This is a genomic window from Halopseudomonas litoralis, from assembly GCF_900105005.1.
GTDB classification, from domain to species: Bacteria; Pseudomonadota; Gammaproteobacteria; order Pseudomonadales; family Pseudomonadaceae; genus Halopseudomonas; species Halopseudomonas litoralis.
This window is the reverse complement of sequence record NZ_LT629748.1, coordinates 1,308,664-1,325,048: the sequence shown is the minus strand read 5'-3', so window position 1 is coordinate 1,325,048 and position 16,385 is coordinate 1,308,664. Positions and strand designations below refer to the sequence as shown.

At 56.0% G+C, this 16,385-nt stretch carries 15 protein-coding genes, 1 tRNA gene and 2 rRNA genes; 9 read left to right on the top strand and 9 right to left on the bottom strand.

The window, feature by feature from the left end:
- Window positions 1-50: 50 nt before the first annotated feature.
- The 3 genes from BLU11_RS06440 to BLU11_RS06430 form a co-directional block, all read right to left on the bottom strand.
- The gene (locus BLU11_RS06440; RefSeq protein ID WP_090272579.1) at window positions 51-3,017 is read right to left on the bottom strand and encodes a diguanylate cyclase; all 2,967 of its coding nucleotides are present in this window, start codon (window positions 3,015-3,017) and stop codon (window positions 51-53) included.
- Window positions 3,018-3,232: 215 nt separating this feature from the next.
- Complete coding sequence (locus BLU11_RS06435) at window positions 3,233-3,433, bottom strand: hypothetical protein (RefSeq protein ID WP_090272578.1); 201 nt, start codon at window positions 3,431-3,433, stop codon at window positions 3,233-3,235.
- Window positions 3,434-3,601: 168 nt separating this feature from the next.
- Window positions 3,602-3,691: transfer RNA gene (locus BLU11_RS06430), tRNA-Ser, on the bottom strand.
- 153 nt (window positions 3,692-3,844) lie between these two features.
- Here BLU11_RS06430 and BLU11_RS06425 point away from each other — a divergent pair.
- The 6 genes from BLU11_RS06425 (at window position 3,845) to cls (ending at window position 7,446) form a co-directional block, all read left to right on the top strand.
- Window positions 3,845-4,513 carry a Bax inhibitor-1/YccA family protein gene (locus BLU11_RS06425; protein ID WP_090272577.1) on the top strand — a complete coding sequence of 223 codons (669 nt, stop codon included), beginning with the start codon at window positions 3,845-3,847 and terminating at the stop codon, window positions 4,511-4,513.
- A gap of 72 nt (window positions 4,514-4,585) precedes the next feature.
- Window positions 4,586-4,975, top strand: coding sequence for a sulfurtransferase complex subunit TusD (gene tusD, locus BLU11_RS06420; RefSeq protein ID WP_090272576.1), 390 nt, complete (start codon window positions 4,586-4,588; stop codon window positions 4,973-4,975).
- A gap of 1 nt (window position 4,976) precedes the next feature.
- Entirely contained in the window at window positions 4,977-5,330 is a 354-nt protein-coding gene (gene tusC / locus BLU11_RS06415; RefSeq protein WP_090272575.1) for a sulfurtransferase complex subunit TusC, read from the top strand.
- 20 nt (window positions 5,331-5,350) lie between these two features.
- Window positions 5,351-5,650 (top strand): sulfurtransferase complex subunit TusB, encoded by a 300-nt coding sequence (gene tusB / locus BLU11_RS06410; RefSeq protein ID WP_231702277.1) that lies wholly within the window; start codon window positions 5,351-5,353, stop codon window positions 5,648-5,650.
- Complete coding sequence (locus BLU11_RS06405; RefSeq protein WP_090272573.1) at window positions 5,650-5,982, top strand: TusE/DsrC/DsvC family sulfur relay protein; 333 nt, start codon at window positions 5,650-5,652, stop codon at window positions 5,980-5,982. Before tusB ends, BLU11_RS06405 begins: the two co-directional genes overlap by 1 nt.
- Before the next feature lie 24 nt (window positions 5,983-6,006).
- Window positions 6,007-7,446 carry a cardiolipin synthase gene (gene cls / locus BLU11_RS06400; protein WP_090272572.1) on the top strand — a complete coding sequence of 480 codons (1,440 nt, stop codon included), beginning with the start codon at window positions 6,007-6,009 and terminating at the stop codon, window positions 7,444-7,446.
- 77 nt (window positions 7,447-7,523) lie between these two features.
- Here the strand turns inward: cls and BLU11_RS06395 are convergent, their stop codons facing one another.
- The 4 genes from BLU11_RS06395 to tnpA (BLU11_RS06380) all read right to left on the bottom strand — a co-directional run bounded on the left by BLU11_RS06395 (window position 7,524) and on the right by tnpA (BLU11_RS06380) (window position 10,522).
- Window positions 7,524-8,042: a hypothetical protein gene (locus tag BLU11_RS06395; protein WP_172828712.1), complete on the bottom strand. Its 519-nt coding sequence runs from the start codon at window positions 8,040-8,042 to the stop codon at window positions 7,524-7,526.
- Window positions 8,043-8,211: 169 nt separating this feature from the next.
- Window positions 8,212-9,750 (bottom strand): IS66 family transposase, encoded by a 1,539-nt coding sequence (gene tnpC, locus BLU11_RS06390; RefSeq protein ID WP_090272571.1) that lies wholly within the window; start codon window positions 9,748-9,750, stop codon window positions 8,212-8,214.
- A 74-nt stretch (window positions 9,751-9,824) separates the two neighbouring features.
- Window positions 9,825-10,160: an IS66 family insertion sequence element accessory protein TnpB gene (tnpB, locus tag BLU11_RS06385; protein ID WP_157718583.1), complete on the bottom strand. Its 336-nt coding sequence runs from the start codon at window positions 10,158-10,160 to the stop codon at window positions 9,825-9,827.
- Window positions 10,157-10,522, bottom strand: a complete 366-nt coding sequence (gene tnpA / locus BLU11_RS06380; RefSeq protein ID WP_090272570.1) for an IS66-like element accessory protein TnpA — start codon at window positions 10,520-10,522, stop codon at window positions 10,157-10,159. Before tnpA (BLU11_RS06380) ends, tnpB (BLU11_RS06385) begins: the two co-directional genes overlap by 4 nt.
- Before the next feature lie 165 nt (window positions 10,523-10,687).
- On the opposite strand from tnpA (BLU11_RS06380), the gene tnpA (BLU11_RS06375) reads away from it, so the two are divergent.
- From tnpA (BLU11_RS06375) to tnpC (BLU11_RS06365), 3 genes are all read left to right on the top strand, one after another.
- Window positions 10,688-11,062, top strand: a complete 375-nt coding sequence (tnpA, locus tag BLU11_RS06375; RefSeq protein ID WP_090271635.1) for an IS66-like element accessory protein TnpA — start codon at window positions 10,688-10,690, stop codon at window positions 11,060-11,062.
- Window positions 11,059-11,394 carry an IS66 family insertion sequence element accessory protein TnpB gene (gene tnpB / locus BLU11_RS06370; protein ID WP_157718495.1) on the top strand — a complete coding sequence of 112 codons (336 nt, stop codon included), beginning with the start codon at window positions 11,059-11,061 and terminating at the stop codon, window positions 11,392-11,394. The genes tnpA (BLU11_RS06375) and tnpB (BLU11_RS06370) overlap by 4 nt, the downstream gene beginning before the upstream one ends.
- 75 nt (window positions 11,395-11,469) lie before the next feature.
- Window positions 11,470-13,008 (top strand): IS66 family transposase, encoded by a 1,539-nt coding sequence (tnpC, locus tag BLU11_RS06365; protein ID WP_090271637.1) that lies wholly within the window; start codon window positions 11,470-11,472, stop codon window positions 13,006-13,008.
- A 147-nt stretch (window positions 13,009-13,155) separates the two neighbouring features.
- On the opposite strand, the gene rrf is transcribed toward tnpC (BLU11_RS06365), so the two are convergent.
- A 5S ribosomal RNA gene (gene rrf / locus BLU11_RS06360) occupies window positions 13,156-13,271 on the bottom strand.
- Window positions 13,272-13,425: 154 nt separating this feature from the next.
- Window positions 13,426-16,317 (bottom strand): 23S ribosomal RNA (locus BLU11_RS06355).
- Window positions 16,318-16,385: the final 68 nt, after the last annotated feature.

The following is a 16,385-nucleotide window of genomic DNA, read 5'->3' as shown; positions in this document are numbered from 1 at the left end:
ATATTAGAAAAGGCATCATCAGACGCCTTTCAGATGATGCCCGAGAGCATTTACGGAGGACTGCCCATCACGACTCGATTGCGTCCTTCTTTTTTCGCTCGGTACAAGGCTTCATCTGCCCGGGCGAAAACATCGTCCACCTTCCCGATGAGCGGCGCCAGGCCGATACTGGTGGTCACCTGAATGCTGTTGCCTTCCAGTTCGATACTACTCTGCTCCACCGCAGCACGCAGGCGCTCGGCGATGACCAGAGCGCTCTCGCTCCCCGCACCGGCGAGCAATACCGCAAACTCCTCTCCGCCCAGTCTGCCGGCTATATCACCCTGGCGCAGCATATTGCGGAGCAGGCTAGCCAGATGCACCAGCACACTGTCCCCGGCTGCGTGGCCATAGGTGTCGTTGATATTCTTGAAGTGATCGAGATCAAGCATGATCAAGGCGCCCATCGCAAATTCAGGTGCGTCTCGCTGAAGCGCCGCCTCCATTTCTGCCAACAATACTCGGCGGTTTACCAGTCCCGTCAAAGGATCGGTTGTGGCTAACCGCTCCAGATTGCGCTCATGCTCGCGCCATTCGGTTATATCTGAGCTGATCCATAGTCTGCCGACGTCGGTGTCATCGATTCGAATGGGAATCAGGTCGACCTGCAGCATACGTCCATCTGCCAGAACCACCTCGCTGGTGCTCCCTAGTACATTCTGGCGGCGCTCATCCTGCGGCGCCGGCACCTGTTGGAGGTTGATGAGGTGAGAGAGTTGTTCACGGTCGGTGCCGGTCAGCGAGTCAGGCGTCATCTCCAGGCCGAACAGATCACATAGGGCTTGGTTGGCAACCAGAATCTCACCATCCGCGCTCTCCAGTAATACGCCACCGGGGAAATGTCTGATCACTTCGATCAGGCGGGTTTGGGTGGCGGAAAGTGCCACCTCCATCTGCCTGCGCTCGGTAATGTCGATAAGTGTCCAGATGATGTCGCCCTCAGGACGTTCAGCATCAAGTAGCGTGCCATGGATACTGAACCAGTGAAGCTCGCCGTTGGCATCAGGAAAGGGATATTCCGCTTCCACTGCGTACTTTCCCTGGCGCAGCATCCCCGCGTGCGCACTGAGATTATCAGCCCCAGTCTCATTGCGTTGTAATTGGCCAAGCCGCATCCCCTTAAGCGGATGGCCATTGGCAAATAACTGCCTGGCCCGACGGTTGGCCAATCGCACCTGCTGGTCCGGCCCCACCAACAAAATCGCCGCCGCGTTGTTATCCAGCAAGGCGTTACGCAGCTGATCTTCAGCCACCCTCTGGCTGATATCGCTTTGCGTACCCAGCACCCTCTTACCCTCATCGCCCTCGACTGCTCTGCCGCGTATCTCCGTCCACAACCAGTCACCGGAGGCCATACGCAAGCGCAGCTCGAGCCTGAACAGCTCTCCGCGGTGGATCTCATTGATCGCCTTGTCCAGAAAAGGGCGATCGTTGGGATGCACCAATCCATACCAGTGGGCGAAAGCTACCGGCCGGTCAGATAGTGGATAACCAAGCATGCCCTGGCAACGCTCGTCAAATAGGATGGTGTCGTTGCTCAGATGCCACTCCCAGAGACCGTCATGCACTGCGTCAATTGTCGTGCGCAAGCGCGCCGTGCTGTCGCGCAAGGCATCATTGATTGCATGCTGGCGGCTTATATCATGCACATAGCCGTGCCACAGTATGCTGCCGTCACTTTCTCGTCGCGGATTGGCGTAACCAGCCACCCAGCGAGTCTCACCGCTGGGTAGCAATAACCTGAATTTGATTTCCCAGGGCGTCAGGTTCTCAGCTGACACTGCGATCGCAGCGAGTACTTCCTGTCGATCTTCCGGATGGAAGGTATCGAATATGGCGGATATATTGTTTTTTATTTCTTCCGGGGTATAGCCAATCAGAGCCGTACTGCCAGGACTGATATACAGCATTTCGGACGAACCATCAGACTGACGGCGAAATTGATAGACGGCCCCCGGTACCTGCGCGAGCAGACTGGTCAGGCGTTCCTCATTCCAGGCCAGACGCTGTTGCTCGGTATGCAAACGTCTCACCAGAATGGCGATCAACAATAACGATACAAGAATGACCAAAGTACTGACTGCGTTCCAGAATCGACTTTGCACAAAACGGTCGGTTACTGGTGACAAGGCCGCCTGCCGGTCCAGGCCAACGCTGACAGCGAGCGGATAACCCTGAACCCAACGCCAGGCGTAATCGCGTTGGACAGCATCCCAAGCAGGCTGCAACCGATACTTGCCCCGTGCATCCCCGCTATCAAGGCCTGCGCGCAGTTGTTTTGAGACTTGGCTACCAATGACTTGGTCCTGCTGAGAAGAGCGCGCCAGATAGTAGCCTCGGTCATTCAGCAGTAAAGCCACGTCACCGCCGCTGCGGGGAAAGACCTTTTGAAAATACTCGGAAATAAATTCAGGTGAGATCGATACGACCAGCACCCCCGCGAATGTGCCGTCACGTACCAGGGGTTGAGCTAATTGAATGGACCATCGGCCTGATATTCGCCCTCGAACGGGATCGCTGATATATATTCCGGTTGCGGGCGCTCGACCTTCAGCATAGATCAGAAAGTGTTCCCGATTGGCAATGGAAAACGGCGTTCCTGTCGTGTTGGTATCAGATGTGAGGTTGCTGTAGACAATGTTCCCGGTTTCATCGGCCACGGCCACCTGCAAAATAATGTCCTGCTCAAAAATGGCAATGGCCTTTTCGACCGCGAGAGGGAAACGTTCGTTGCTCTCGATGTATTGAGCAGACAGGCTCTCACCCAGGTAATCCAAGCCGGAAACAAGCACTTGAATCTGAGTCGCCAGCGCTTCGGAGGTTTGCTGCGCGCGTAGCTCCAATTGTTTTTCGGCGTAATCGAGCTGCGAGCGTTGATTGTCGAGCAGCAGCCACCAATAAGCCGCGAGCACAACCAGTAAGACAGAGACAGCAGCCCAGAGAAAGCCCCCGGAATAACCTTTGGCAATCTTATCCATCTACACACATCCTGCGAGGAAACAGATGGAGTATAAAGAACTAATCGAGCCGGAGCAGTGGATAGAACACCACCCGCCCGTTACTTCAAGGCATTTATACAATCAATAACTCGTACCAGTCGCCCAGAGAAAGCTCAATACAATGGCTACGCTCTGAGCCGCCGGAGAATCAATGCCGAGCCCTCCGGAGCCTGAGCTCCAGAGAGGCTTGCCGATTACGGCGCGGTACCCGGGCTGGTGGCTGGCGGCGTGTTCATATCGGTACCACTCGCTCCCGTCGCGGGCTGCCCCATATTGTTCTGCGGCTCGGCCGAAGGCGGCATGGCATCTTCTTCGTTGATACGATCATTCTCATCCGGCCCACAGCCAGCCAGCATCAAAGCAAAAGCCGGAACCAACAGGTACGTCAGTCGCATAAGGAACTCCTTCTAATGGTTGAAGTGTTGCCTTGGGTATGACCGGATACGCGCAGGGAAGTGCAGATTTGTTTTGCGGCGATGCAGGCTGAATGAGGGGGCGGAGTGACAACGAGAGCACCCCGAACACAACAAAGCCCCGGAGTGCGGGGCTTTGAGGACATGAAGTGGCGGAGGGACAGGGATTCGAACCCTGGGAAGGCTTTCACCTTCGCCGGTTTTCAAGACCGGTGCATTCAACCGCTCTGCCATCCCTCCACGGCCGGCAATACTACCGGAAACTCGTGCACAGTCAATGGATAAAGACACATCAGTTAACGTTTTCCGAAGTTGTCGGTATTGTTTGCTGAAGGTTAACAGGTATGATCGCTGAAGAAGGATTGTCCGTGTCATTACTGGAGCCAACGAACCATGCAAACGCAAGAACGCAATACATTGCAGCACACCGGCGTAAGTGAGGTCGAGGTCAGCAAACTGTTCCGCAACACCTATACGCTGCTCGCCATGACCTTGGCATTCAGTGCTCTGGTCGCATTCACGTCCATGAGTCTCAACCTGCCTCATCCGGGTCTGATAATCACCTTGGTCGGTTTCTATGGTCTGTTGTTCCTGACCGCAAAGCTGCGCAACTCCAGCTGGGGGTTGATCACTACTTTCGTCTTTACCGGTTTCCTGGGGTATACCCTTGGGCCGATTCTTAACGCGTACCTGTCGTTGCCCAACGGCGGACAGCTGGTCACCATGGCCCTGGGTCTTACCGCGCTGGTGTTTTTCGGTTTGTCCGCTTATGCGATTCTGACCCGCAAGGATTTCAGCTTCCTGTCCGGTTTCATCATGGCTGGCTTCATCGTCCTATTGGGTGCGGTGGTCGCGAGCTTCTTCTTCCAGATGAGCGGCCTGCAACTGGCGATTTCTGCTGGTTTCGTGCTTTTCTCCTCAGCCGTTATCCTGTATCAGACCAGCGCGATCATCCATGGTGGTGAAGACAACTACATCATGGCGACCATTACCCTGTTCGTGTCGATCTACAACCTGTTCCTGAGCTTGCTGCAGCTGCTCGGCATCTTCAGCAACGACTGATCCGGCGGTTTTGGTTATACTTCGGGGGCTCGCCGTTTGGCGGGCCTTCTTTGTTTCTACTGGGTCGATTTCATGAATTTTGCCATTGCCCTGCTAGCCGGCCCTCAAGACCCGGCCGCCCGGAGTGCCCTCGAGTTTGCTCGTGCGGTCCTGTCCTCGGGCCATCAGATCAGTCGTCTGTTCTTTTACCGGGATGCGGTACAGGTGGCTTCACATCTTGGTGTGCAACCGCAGGACGAACAGGATGTTGCTGCCGAATGGCGTCAGTTCATTACTGATCATCAGCTTGATGCAGTGGTATGCATTGCTGCCGCCCTCCGTCGCGGTATTCTCGACGAGGCGGAGTCTGCTCGCTGGGGCCGCCCCGCAGCCAATGCCGCGGCTCCTTGGGTGCTTTCGGGACTGGGGCAGTGGGTCGACGCGCTACAGACGGCCGATCGCGCCGTGACTTTTGGGACCTGACATGAAAAGTCTGTTGATCATCACTCGCCAACCGCCTGCTCGTCAGTCAGCACGCGAAGCGCTGGACGTTGCGCTGGCGGCAGCGGCGTTTGGTGTACCTTGCGGCATTCTGTTCATGGACGATGGAATATTTCAGTTGATGCGCGGGCAGGACGCTGGGCAGATAGGGCAGAAGTCATTGGCGGCCAATCTTCAAGCACTACCGCTGTATGGGGTGGAAGATATTCTGGTTTGCCAGCACTCTCTCGGCGAACGAGGCTTGCACGCCAACCAGTGCATGTTGGAGGCACGCGCAGTGAACAATGCTGAAATCGCCACGCTACTTGAACATTACGAGCAGGTCGTTTCGCTCTGAGCTGCATAAGGATGACTACCATGTTGCATATCCTGCGTCATTCGCCCCATTCGGACTCTCGGTTTGGCAGCTGCCTGCGCGCGATCAATGCCAACCAGGGGTTGCTGCTGATTGAGGACGCAGTCTATGGACTGCTTCCCGGCACATCGGGCCGCGCCGCTCTGGACTATCTGCCGGGGAGCATTGATCTTTATACGCTGGAACAGGATCTGCAGGCCCGAGGGCTTGCGCTGGACGACTTACCCTCCCGCATCAAGGTGATTGGTTATCCAATGATGGTGGAGCTGTGCACAAAGCATGCAAAGGTGGTGAGCTGGTGATGCGCCTGCAGGCAGACGGCCGAGACATCGATCTGGACAAGGACGGCTTTCTGGTCCACATGGTGGACTGGTCGGATGGTGTGGCCGTAGCACTGGCAGAGCATGAAGGTCTGACGTTGAGCGCCGCTCATTTCGAAATCATCCACGCTCTGCGCCGGTTTCATGCTCAGTATCAACTATCTCCAGCCATGCGCCCACTGGTGAAGTATATTGGTCAAGAACTTGGTAAGGACAAGGGGACTAGCCTGTATCTGCTTTCGCTGTTTCCGGACAGTCCTGCCAAGCTTGCCAGTAAGCTGGCAGGCTTACCCAAGCCGGATAACTGCCTCTAACCCAAATATCATTTACGGGCCGCCATGGATTATCTGCATAGCATTATTGGCTGGACCCTCGCGGGTCTTTATTGGTTGTTGACTGCGTCTGTTACCATTCGCATCATTGCTTTGCGCCGGCCGGTGAGCGTGACCCTGGCGTGGTTGCTCATCATTTATATCCTGCCTATTCTGGGCGCGGCGCTGTATCTATTGATCGGCGAACTGAACCTGGGGCGCAAGCGTGCCGCGCGATCCAACGCCATGATCGAGCCTTATCTGACCAATCTCACCACACAGTTCCGGGATAACCACCAGCCGCTTCCCGGCGGAGAACTCAGCTTGGCGGTCAATCGATTGATGACCACTCAAGTAGGTATTGGTGTGCTCAATTATGAGAGACTGCAGGTATTGAACACGCCGGAGCGTATCTTCGAGCGGTTGATTGAAGATATCCGCAACGCCAGACAGAGCGTGGTCCTGGAAACTTACATTTGGCATCCCGGCGGGCTGGTTGACGAACTGGCCCGTGAACTGATTGCCGCCAGTATGCGCGGCCTCAATGTGAAGTTACTGATCGATCACGCCGGCAGTCGGCGTTTTTTCCGCTCGGTCTGGCGCACATCCATGACGCAAGCCGGCATTCAGGTGGTGCCCGCCCTGCCCGTCCGTCTGTTCCGTGCATTGGCGCATCGAATAGACCTGCGTTTACATCGCAAACTGATCGTGATTGATGATCAGATCGCCTATACAGGCTCAATGAATATGGCCGATCCCGCCCATTTCAAGCTGGAAGCGCGAGTCGGGCAGTGGGTTGATATGATGTTACGCTTGGATGGGGAGGCCGCAGCCGGGCTGGCGAAGGTTTTTGCCTGGGATTGGGAAGTGGAAACTGGAGAGCGATGCTTTCCTTCCCTCGCTGAGCCTGCCAACCAGCCAAATCAATGGCTGTCGATCATCCCCTCCGGCCCCGGTCTGGGCAACCTCATCAACCAGACGGTGCTGGCAAGCATCTACCGCGCCAACTATAGCATTGTCATCAGTACGCCCTATTTTGTGCCCTCGGAGGCGGTACTCGACGCACTTTGCCAAGCAGCAAACCGTGGAGTGAACGTGAAATTGCTGCTACCGCGCAAGAACGACTCATTGATGGTTGGCTGGGCGAGCCGATCCTATTTTGATGTTCTGCTGGAGTCCGGCGTACAGATTCTGCTGTTTGATGGAGGACTGTTGCATACCAAAGCCATGCTGATGGATGACAAGCTGGCCCTGGTCGGCAGCGTGAATCTGGATATTCGCAGCTTCCAGCTCAACTTCGAGCTCACCGTCGCGCTGTTTGCGCCGGAGAGCTGTGCGACCATAGGTGCATTGCTGCGCAGTTATGAGGCCAACAGCGAGCTTCTGCAAGCCGAGCGCTGGGCACAGCGAGGCAAGGCACCCAGAGTTCTGGAACGGCTGATGTTTTTCATGAGCCCGCTTCTTTAAGTGTAAGACCCGCCTTCAGAATGCTATATACAGCGTTCCGGCATTGACGGCACGCTGTAGAGTCTTGCCAAGCTCCGTTATAGAAGCTGAATAACCAACGCGAAAATACCAAGAAACGCCCAGAACCCAGAAAACAACCACGGCGTGCGTTTGGAAAACATGAGCGCCTTGCTTTGGCCTTGGTATGTGGATTCCCAGCTCGAAAATAGCGGCGCATCATCATACACCGGCCCGGTTGCCGGCTCGCAATTAAGCAGGTCGGTCTGCTTTCGGTGCCAATGGTCGATAATGTCGCAAGCGGCATGAATACCCGGCCATGCGTTAATCGAACTCAATATACCAAACAGCGCAAGCATCGGCGGTACGATCAAGGTGAATATCGGCCCCCATTCTGCATTCGTGTTGGCCATCGAAGACGCATATGCAATAACCAGAAACGATTGAGCCGTCAAATAGGCATTCGTGCGGGCCGACAGATTATCCGCCTCGCTATGGATCTCCTTACGGTAAAAATCGAGTCGATCCTTGGGTGATACAAACATTTTTATATCGTTGTCACATAACGGTGATGGCGGGGTTTGTGGAGTAATAATCATAGCTAATATGTCCATACCGGTTCTCATGCCTTTGAGGCAGACCGTATGCACAAGTTCAGCACAAAGGCCGGACGGGCCAGTTTCCACAAAATTGACAAGCGCCCGATGCACTCTGCCGATTAGCGAGCTTTTATCCATGCCTGGTCCTTCAGCCGTAAGCGACCGGCGATCACACCTGGATAGCTGGTTTCCAGTTGTGCGGCAGCAGCTCTTCGATGGCGTTGTTCTTCTGCGTTGGCAGCCGGGTCAGCACATCTTTCAGGTAGGCATAGGGATCATGGCCATTCAGCTTGGCTGATTGGATCAGACTCATAATGGCGGCAGCGCGTTGGCCACTGCGCAACGATCCAGCGAACAGCCAGTTGGAGCGACCGAGCGCCCAGGGGCGGATCTGGTTTTCCACCCAGTTGTTATCGATTGGAACGCGGCCGTCGTCCAAGTAGCGCGTCAACGCATCCCAGCGTTTCAGGCTGTAATCCAATGCCCTGGCGGTGCCGGAGCCATCCGGTACTTTTGTTCGGTGGGCAAGCATCCATTGATGCAAGGCATCAGCTATCGGCCGGGCTTTGGCTGCCCGGATGGCCTGACGCTTGTCCGGCGGTAAGTCCTTGGTTTGCCGCTCTACCTCATAGAGATGCTTGATGTACTCAAGCGCCTGGGCGGCCAAGGTGCTCTGGTTGGCCTGGTGCAGATCATAGAACGTGCGGCGGGCATGCGCCATGCAGCCGATTTCCACAATGCCCATGCCGAACCCGGCTTTGTAGCCAGCGTAATCGTCACAGACCAGCTTGCCTTGCCAGTCACCCAAGAAGGCGCGGGCGTGCTCGCCGGCACGGCTCGGAGCAAATTCGTACACCGTTGCTTTCAGGTCGTTGAACCCGGTACTGCAGAATGCCCACACATAGGCTTTGTGGGTTTTCTTCTTGCCCGGCGCCAACATACTGACCGGGGTTTCATCGGCATGCAGCACCGGATGTGCCAGTAATTCGCGGCGCAGCGCATCCACTAGCGGTTGCAACTGTATACCGCAGGCGCCCACCCACTCGGCCAGGGTGGAACGCGGGATTTCGAGACCGGCGCGACCGAAGATACGTTCTTGGCGGTACAGCGGCAGATGATCTGCATACTTGGCGACCAGCACCTGAGCCAACAGTCCTGAAGTAGGGATACCCTTATCGATGATCTGCGCTGGAACGGGTGCCTGGATCAAGGTTTCACAGTTGTCGCAGGCCCACTTGCCCCGGATGTGGCGCTCTACGCTGAACTCGCCGGGATCGTAGTCCAGCTTTTCACTGATGTCTTCGCCGATGCGCTTGAGCTGGCAGCCACAGCGACATTGCGTATTGTCAGGCTCGTGGTGGATCAAGGTACGGGGCAGTTCTGGCGGCAGCGGGCTGCGCTTGGGTTGCTGCTTGGGCTTGGTGGTTTGGCCGGTAGCCAGCATGGCCTGCTCAAGCTCGACTTCAATGGCGGCCAGGTCGCTGTCGACCAATTCATCCAGCAGCAAGCCTTGCAGTGCATTCAATTGCTCGCTGCGCCGGGTATACTTGTGGCGCTTGAGGATGGCCAGTTCATGGGTCAGCTTGTCGTTCAGTGCATTGCTGTGCACCAGCGCCCGATCTTTAGCCGCCAGCGAGACCATCAACTCAGCGGCCAAGGCGCGGAGTTGATCGGCGGAGAGCTGGTTGAGATCAGGCTGCTGGGTCATGCCGGTAGTATGCCGACCCTGTGTCCGGTTCGGAATTCATCCTTTGGGTTATGGCTCCCATCAGCAGAATATGATTACAGCATTGAGATGACCCCGGCATCACCCATGCGCTGCCAAGGCAGCCCTTGAGCCAGTGCAACCAACTGCTCGTCTGTCAGGTTCACTCGGTCACCGCGCCAGGCTTCAGCCCAGTGGAACTTGCCGCGATTAAGGCGCCTGGCACATAACCAGATCCCCAGGCCATCGTGAATCAATACCTTCATCCGGTTGCCGCGCTTGTTGGCAAACAGGTAAGCGCAGTGTGGTCTGGCTGCACCGAAGACCTGGATAACACGTGCCAAGGCCTTGTCCGGACCGGCGCGCATATCCAGCGGTTCAGTCGCCAGCCAGATCTCATCGATGCGGATCACCGCAACAGATCGCGTAACAAGGCCGCGCACTGGTGAGCCTGGTCGGCAGGCCACTCCACGACAACAGCGCCATCAACATGGGGTATCTCGATACGGATGTTGTTGCGCGGGTGACTGTTTGCAGCAGTCGACGGAGCTGGCAGGTTAACCGGAACGAACGCGGGCACTGAAGTGAGCGTGTTATCGGTTCGTCGCGACTCACTGATCCAGCGCCGCACCAGATTGGCGTTGAGGGCGTTATCCAGCGCAATGCGTGAGACGGAGGCACCCGGTTCATGGCAGGTTGCAACGATGCTGGCCTTGAACTCCTGGGAATGGCGACGGCGTTTTTGGTAGGGCTTGCCTACGCTTACAGTGCTCATATTAAGTGTCCACTAGAAAATAAGTGGACACTATCCTGACGTCAGCTGTGCCAGGCTCAAGACGGGATTGCCGGACGCTTACCGTAAGCGTCTGGTGATCCCATCTTGAGCGTCCTGCTATAGGCATCAGGATAGTGTCCACTTATTTTCTAGTGGACACTATCGATGGACTCATTAAGCGTAACCACCCCTAAACGTACACGCCGCCGTTTTTCTCCCGAATTCAAAGCCAGCATCGTTGCTCAGTGCCGTCAGCCGGACGTCTCCGTGGCCCGTATTGCCCTGGACAATGAGCTCAATGCCAACCTGGTCAGACGCTGGGTCAGTCAGGCACGAGAAGGCGGAGCACCGCTGGCAACCCCCGGGTTCATGCCAATCAACTTGCCCGCCGTCGCACCGTCTCCGGGCGGCCGGCCGGTCTCGAATGCTGGCAATACCATCCGTATCGAGATACACCGGGCCGGTGGTGCGGTTGTGGTGGAATGGCCCACAGAACAGGCCCAGCAGTGTGCCGTCCTGTTGCGGGATCTGCTGGGATGATCCGCATTGATGAGATCTGGCTGGCGACCGAACCGCTGGATATGCGCGCCGGTGCCGATACGGCACTGGCGCGGGTGGTTCAGGTGTTTGGCTCGGCCAGACCTCACTGCGCCTACCTATTTGCCAACAAACGGGGCAACCGGATGAAGGTGCTGATCCATGACGGCCTGGGTATCTGGCTGTGTGCCCGCCGACTGAACCGGGGCAAGTTCCACTGGGGCGAAGCCTGGCGCGGCGAGCGTCTGCGGCTGACCGATGAGCAAGTCATGGCGCTGGTCCAGGGGCTGCCCTGGCAGCGCCTTGGTGAGGCAGGCGTCATCTCGGTGCTGTAACCACAACCTGGCCAGCAGAGCCATCACCAAATAAGGGAATCGCGACGAGGCCTGGGGATTGGCATACTGCCAGCCATGACTCAGCGACCCGACCTCAATCAACTCTCTACCGACCAGCTCCGCGCCCTCGCGATGGAGCTGCTTGATCGCGTGGAGAGCAAAGATCGGGAGTTGCATTACACCAAGGCCGTGAACGAAAAGCTCACCCATGAGCTGGCCATACTTAAACGCCACAAGTTCGCCCGTCGCAGCGAACAGCTGGATGGGCATCAAGGGCTGCTGCTGGAAGAGCTGGTGGATAGCGACATCGCAGCCATCGAGGCCGAGCTGGCCGAGCTCACAGAGGCCCTGCCTCCTGACACCAAACCCAAGCAGCAGCCCAAACGTGCGCCGCTGCCGCCAGAACTGCCCCGGACACTGATCCATCACGAGCCTGAGTCCACGCAGTGCCGCTGTGGATGTCAGCTCAAGCGTATCGGCGAAGACGTCAGCGAAAAGCTGGATTATGTGCCGGGTGTGTTTACCGTTGAACGCCATGTCCGCGGCAAGTGGGCCTGCAACCAATGCAGCACCCTGACCCAGGCGCCGGTTCCGGCACAGGTCATCGACAAGGGCATTCCGACCTCCGGTCTGCTGGCCCAGGTACTGGTAGCCAAATACGCTGATCATCTACCGCTGTATCGCCAGGAACGCATCTTTGGCCGCGCTGGTCTCACCATTCCTCGCTCCACCCTGGCCGAATGGGTAGGCGCTTGCGGCGTCCAGCTGCAACCGCTGGCCGATGCCCTGAGAATGGCCCTGCTGGAACACGGCGTTCTGCACGCTGATGAAACGCCGGTCAGCATGTTGGCTCCCGGCAAGAAGAAAACCCACAAAGCCTACGTCTGGGCCTACAGCACCACCCCGTTCGCTGATCTGAAAGCGGCCGTTTACGACTTCGCCCCAAGCCGGGCGGGTGAGCATGCCCGCACCTTCCTGGGTGACTGGCAAGGCAAGCTGGTGTGTGACGATTACGCTGGTTATAAGGCCGGGTTCGGCAATGGCATCATCGAGATCGGCTGCATGGCCCATGCCCGGCGCAAGTTCTACGACCTGCACGTCGCTAATCAGAGTGTGCTGGCCGAGCAGGCACTGGAGTACATCAAACTGTTATACCAGGTCGAGCGGGAAGCCAAAGACCTGGCACCGGAACAGCGCCAGGTCATGAGGGCCACACAAGCCAAACCTATTGCCGAGGCGCTGCATAAATGGATGCTGGCCCAGCGGGAAAAGGTGCCGGACGGGACAGGGACAGCCAGAGCTCTGGATTACAGCCTGAAGCGCTGGGCAGCACTGACACGTTACCTGGATGACGGGGCTGTACCGATCGATAACAACTGGGTTGAAAACCAGATCCGGCCTTGGGCACTGGGCCGCTCCAACTGGCTGTTCGCCGGATCGCTACGCAGTGGTCAGCGTGCCGCGGCCATCATGACCCTGATCCAGTCCGCCAAACTGAATGGGTATGATCCCTATGCCTATCTGAAGGATGTGCTGACCCGACTGCCGACGCAGAAGAACAGCGCTATCAATGAATTACTGCCGCACAACTGGAAGCCGGCTATCAACCTGTGATTGCCGGACGCTTACCGCTTACCTTCAGCCTTAGCACAGGCGCGCTACATCCCAAGAGCATAATTGGTCGGGTCCGGGCTAGGATTTTTTCCGTGCACAAAGAGAAACACCCCGACCTGTTTCCAGATCGGGGTGTTTCGGTATAGCGCTTGACGATGACCTACTCTCACATGGGGAAACCCCACACTACCATCGGCGATGCATCGTTTCACTGCTGAGTTCGGAATGGGATCAGGTGGTTCCAATGCTCTATGGTCGTCAAGCAATTCGTTGCTGTGCGTTTGTCAGTCCACACGGCGTAAAGGGTGGGAAAAGTGATAGTTGTTTATCAGACAAGGTTAAGGACTTGCAATCTCCTGCAGTTCCAGACTGTCGTTCAATGCGTCAAGCCATAGGCCCAAATTGTTTGGGTGTTATATGGTCAAGCCACACGGGCAATTAGTACTGGTTAGCTCAACGCCTCACAGCGCTTACACACCCAGCCTATCAACGTCGTAGTCTTCGACGGCCCTTCAGGGGGATCAAGTCCCCGGTGAGATCTCATCTTGAGGCAAGTTTCCCGCTTAGATGCTTTCAGCGGTTATCTTTTCCGAACGTAGCTACCCGGCAATGCCACTGGCGTGACAACCGGAACACCAGAGGTTCGTCCACTCCGGTCCTCTCGTACTAGGAGCAGCCCCTCTCAAATCTCAAACGTCCACGGCAGATAGGGACCGAACTGTCTCACGACGTTCTAAACCCAGCTCGCGTACCACTTTAAATGGCGAACAGCCATACCCTTGGGACCGGCTTCAGCCCCAGGATGTGATGAGCCGACATCGAGGTGCCAAACACCGCCGTCGATATGAACTCTTGGGCGGTATCAGCCTGTTATCCCCGGAGTACCTTTTATCCGTTGAGCGATGGCCCTTCCATACAGAACCACCGGATCACTAAGACCTACTTTCGTACCTGCTCGACGTGTTGGTCTCGCAGTCAAGCGCGCTTTTGCCTTTATACTCTACGCACGATTTCCGACCGTGCTGAGCGCACCTTCGTACTCCTCCGTTACTCTTTAGGAGGAGACCGCCCCAGTCAAACTACCCACCATACACTGTCCTCGATCCGGATAACGGACCAGAGTTAGAACCTCAAAGTTGCCAGGGTGGTATTTCAAGGTTGGCTCCACGCGAACTGGCGTCCACGTTTCACAGCCTCCCACCTATCCTACACAAGCAAATTCAAAGTCCAGTGCAAAGCTATAGTAAAGGTTCACGGGGTCTTTCCGTCTAGCCGCGGATACACTGCATCTTCACAGCGATTTCAATTTCACTGAGTCTCGGGTGGAGACAGCGCCGCCATCATTACGCCATTCGTGCAGGTCGGAACTTACCCGACAAGGAATTTCGCTACCTTAGGACCGTTATAGTTACGGCCGCCGTTTACCGGGGCTTCGATCAAGAGCTTCGCCGAAGCTAACCCCATCAATTAACCTTCCGGCACCGGGCAGGCGTCACACCCTATACGTCCACTTTCGTGTTTGCAGAGTGCTATGTTTTTAATAAACAGTTGCAGCGGCCTGGTATCTTCGACCAGCCAGAGCTTACGGAGCAAGTCCTTCACCCTAGCCGGCGCACCTTCTCCCGAAGTTACGGTGCCATTTTGCCTAGTTCCTTCACCCGAGTTCTCTCAAGCGCCTTGGTATTCTCTACCTGACCACCTGTGTCGGTTTGGGGTACGATTTCTGGTTACCTGAAGCTTAGAGGCTTTTCCTGGAAGCATGGCATCAACCACTTCTCCTTCTAAAAAGAAGGATCGTCATCAGTTCTCGGCCTTGAGATCCCGGATTTACCTGAGATCTCAGCCTACCACCTTAAACACGGACAACCAACGCCGTGCTGGCCTAGCCTTCTCCGTCCCCCCATCGCAGTAACCAGAAGTACGGGAATATTAACCCGTTTCCCATCGACTACACCTTTCGGTCTCGCCTTAGGGGTCGACTCACCCTGCGTCGATTAACGTTGCGCAGGAACCCTTGGTCTTCCGGCGTGGGAGTTTTTCACTCCCATTGTCGTTACTCATGTCAGCATTCGCACTTCTGATACCTCCAGCCAACTTCTCAATTGACCTTCACAGGCTTACAGAACGCTCCTCTACCGCACATCCTAAGATGCACCCGTAGCTTCGGTGTATGGTTTGAGCCCCGTTACATCTTCCGCGCAGGCCGACTCGACTAGTGAGCTATTACGCTTTCTTTAAAGGATGGCTGCTTCTAAGCCAACCTCCTAGCTGTCTAAGCCTTCCCACATCGTTTCCCACTTAACCATAACTTTGGGACCTTAGCTGACGGTCTGGGTTGTTTCCCTTTTCACGACGGACGTTAGCACCCGCCGTGTGTCTCCCGTGCTCTGCACTCACTGGTATTCGGAGTTTGCATGGGGTTGGTAAGTCGGGATGACCCCCTAGCCCAAACAGTGCTCTACCCCCAGTGGTGATACACGAGGCGCTACCTAAATAGCTTTCGAGGAGAACCAGCTATCTCCGAGCTTGATTAGCCTTTCACTCCTATCCACAAGTCATCCGCTAACTTTTCAACGGTAGTCGGTTCGGTCCTCCAGTGCCTGTTACGGCACCTTCAACCTGCCCATGGATAGATCGCCCGGTTTCGGGTCTATACCCAGCAACTAAACGCCCTATTAAGACTCGGTTTCCCTACGCCTCCCCTAGACGGTTAAGCTCGCTACTGAATATAAGTCGCTGACCCATTATACAAAAGGTACGCAGTCACCGAACAAGTCGGCTCCCACTGCTTGTACGCATACGGTTTCAGGATCTATTTCACTCCCCTCACAGGGGTTCTTTTCGCCTTTCCCTCACGGTACTGGTTCACTATCGGTCAGTCAGGAGTATTTAGCCTTGGAGGATGGTCCCCCCATGTTCAGTCAACGTTTCACGTGCGCCGACCTACTCGATTTCACGGCAAAGAGTCTTTCGTGTACGGGGCTATCACCCACTATGGCCGCCTTTCCCACAGCGTTCCACTAGACTCAATACCGCTTAAGGGCTGCTCCCCGTTCGCTCGCCACTACTTGGGGAATCTCGGTTGATTTCTTTTCCTCCGGGTACTTAGATGTTTCAGTTCCCCGGGTTCGCCTCACACACCTATGTATTCAGTGTGTGATACCCAGCTTATGCTGGGTGGGTTTCCCCATTCAGATATCTCCGGATCAAAGGTCGTTTGCCACCTCCCCGAAGCTTTTCGCAGGCTACCACGTCTTTCATCGCCTCTGACTGCCAAGGCATCCACCGTATGCGCTTATTCACTTGACCATATAACCCCAAACAATCTGCTTGCGCTGATCGCTTGCTGCCATACGTCTTGACATGATTTCACGACA

What these genes read in the sequence shown, in the direction of transcription:
- BLU11_RS06440 (WP_090272579.1), bottom strand. Translation starts at nt 3,017, where the DNA reads ATGGATAAGATTGCCAAAGGTTATTCCGGGGGCTTTCTCTGGGCTGCT.
- BLU11_RS06435 (WP_090272578.1), bottom strand. Translation starts at nt 3,433, where the DNA reads ATGCGACTGACGTACCTGTTGGTTCCGGCTTTTGCTTTGATGCTGGCT.
- BLU11_RS06425 (WP_090272577.1), top strand. Translation starts at nt 3,845, where the DNA reads ATGCAAACGCAAGAACGCAATACATTGCAGCACACCGGCGTAAGTGAG.
- tusD (WP_090272576.1), top strand. Translation starts at nt 4,586, where the DNA reads ATGAATTTTGCCATTGCCCTGCTAGCCGGCCCTCAAGACCCGGCCGCC.
- tusC (WP_090272575.1), top strand. Translation starts at nt 4,977, where the DNA reads ATGAAAAGTCTGTTGATCATCACTCGCCAACCGCCTGCTCGTCAGTCA.
- tusB (WP_231702277.1), top strand. Translation starts at nt 5,351, where the DNA reads ATGTTGCATATCCTGCGTCATTCGCCCCATTCGGACTCTCGGTTTGGC.
- BLU11_RS06405 (WP_090272573.1), top strand. Translation starts at nt 5,650, where the DNA reads ATGCGCCTGCAGGCAGACGGCCGAGACATCGATCTGGACAAGGACGGC.
- cls (WP_090272572.1), top strand. Translation starts at nt 6,007, where the DNA reads ATGGATTATCTGCATAGCATTATTGGCTGGACCCTCGCGGGTCTTTAT.
- BLU11_RS06395 (WP_172828712.1), bottom strand. Translation starts at nt 8,042, where the DNA reads ATGATTATTACTCCACAAACCCCGCCATCACCGTTATGTGACAACGAT.
- tnpC (WP_090272571.1), bottom strand. Translation starts at nt 9,750, where the DNA reads ATGACCCAGCAGCCTGATCTCAACCAGCTCTCCGCCGATCAACTCCGC.
- tnpA (WP_090272570.1), bottom strand. Translation starts at nt 10,522, where the DNA reads ATGAGCACTGTAAGCGTAGGCAAGCCCTACCAAAAACGCCGTCGCCAT.
- tnpA (WP_090271635.1), top strand. Translation starts at nt 10,688, where the DNA reads ATGGACTCATTAAGCGTAACCACCCCTAAACGTACACGCCGCCGTTTT.
- tnpB (WP_157718495.1), top strand. Translation starts at nt 11,059, where the DNA reads ATGATCCGCATTGATGAGATCTGGCTGGCGACCGAACCGCTGGATATG.
- tnpC (WP_090271637.1), top strand. Translation starts at nt 11,470, where the DNA reads ATGACTCAGCGACCCGACCTCAATCAACTCTCTACCGACCAGCTCCGC.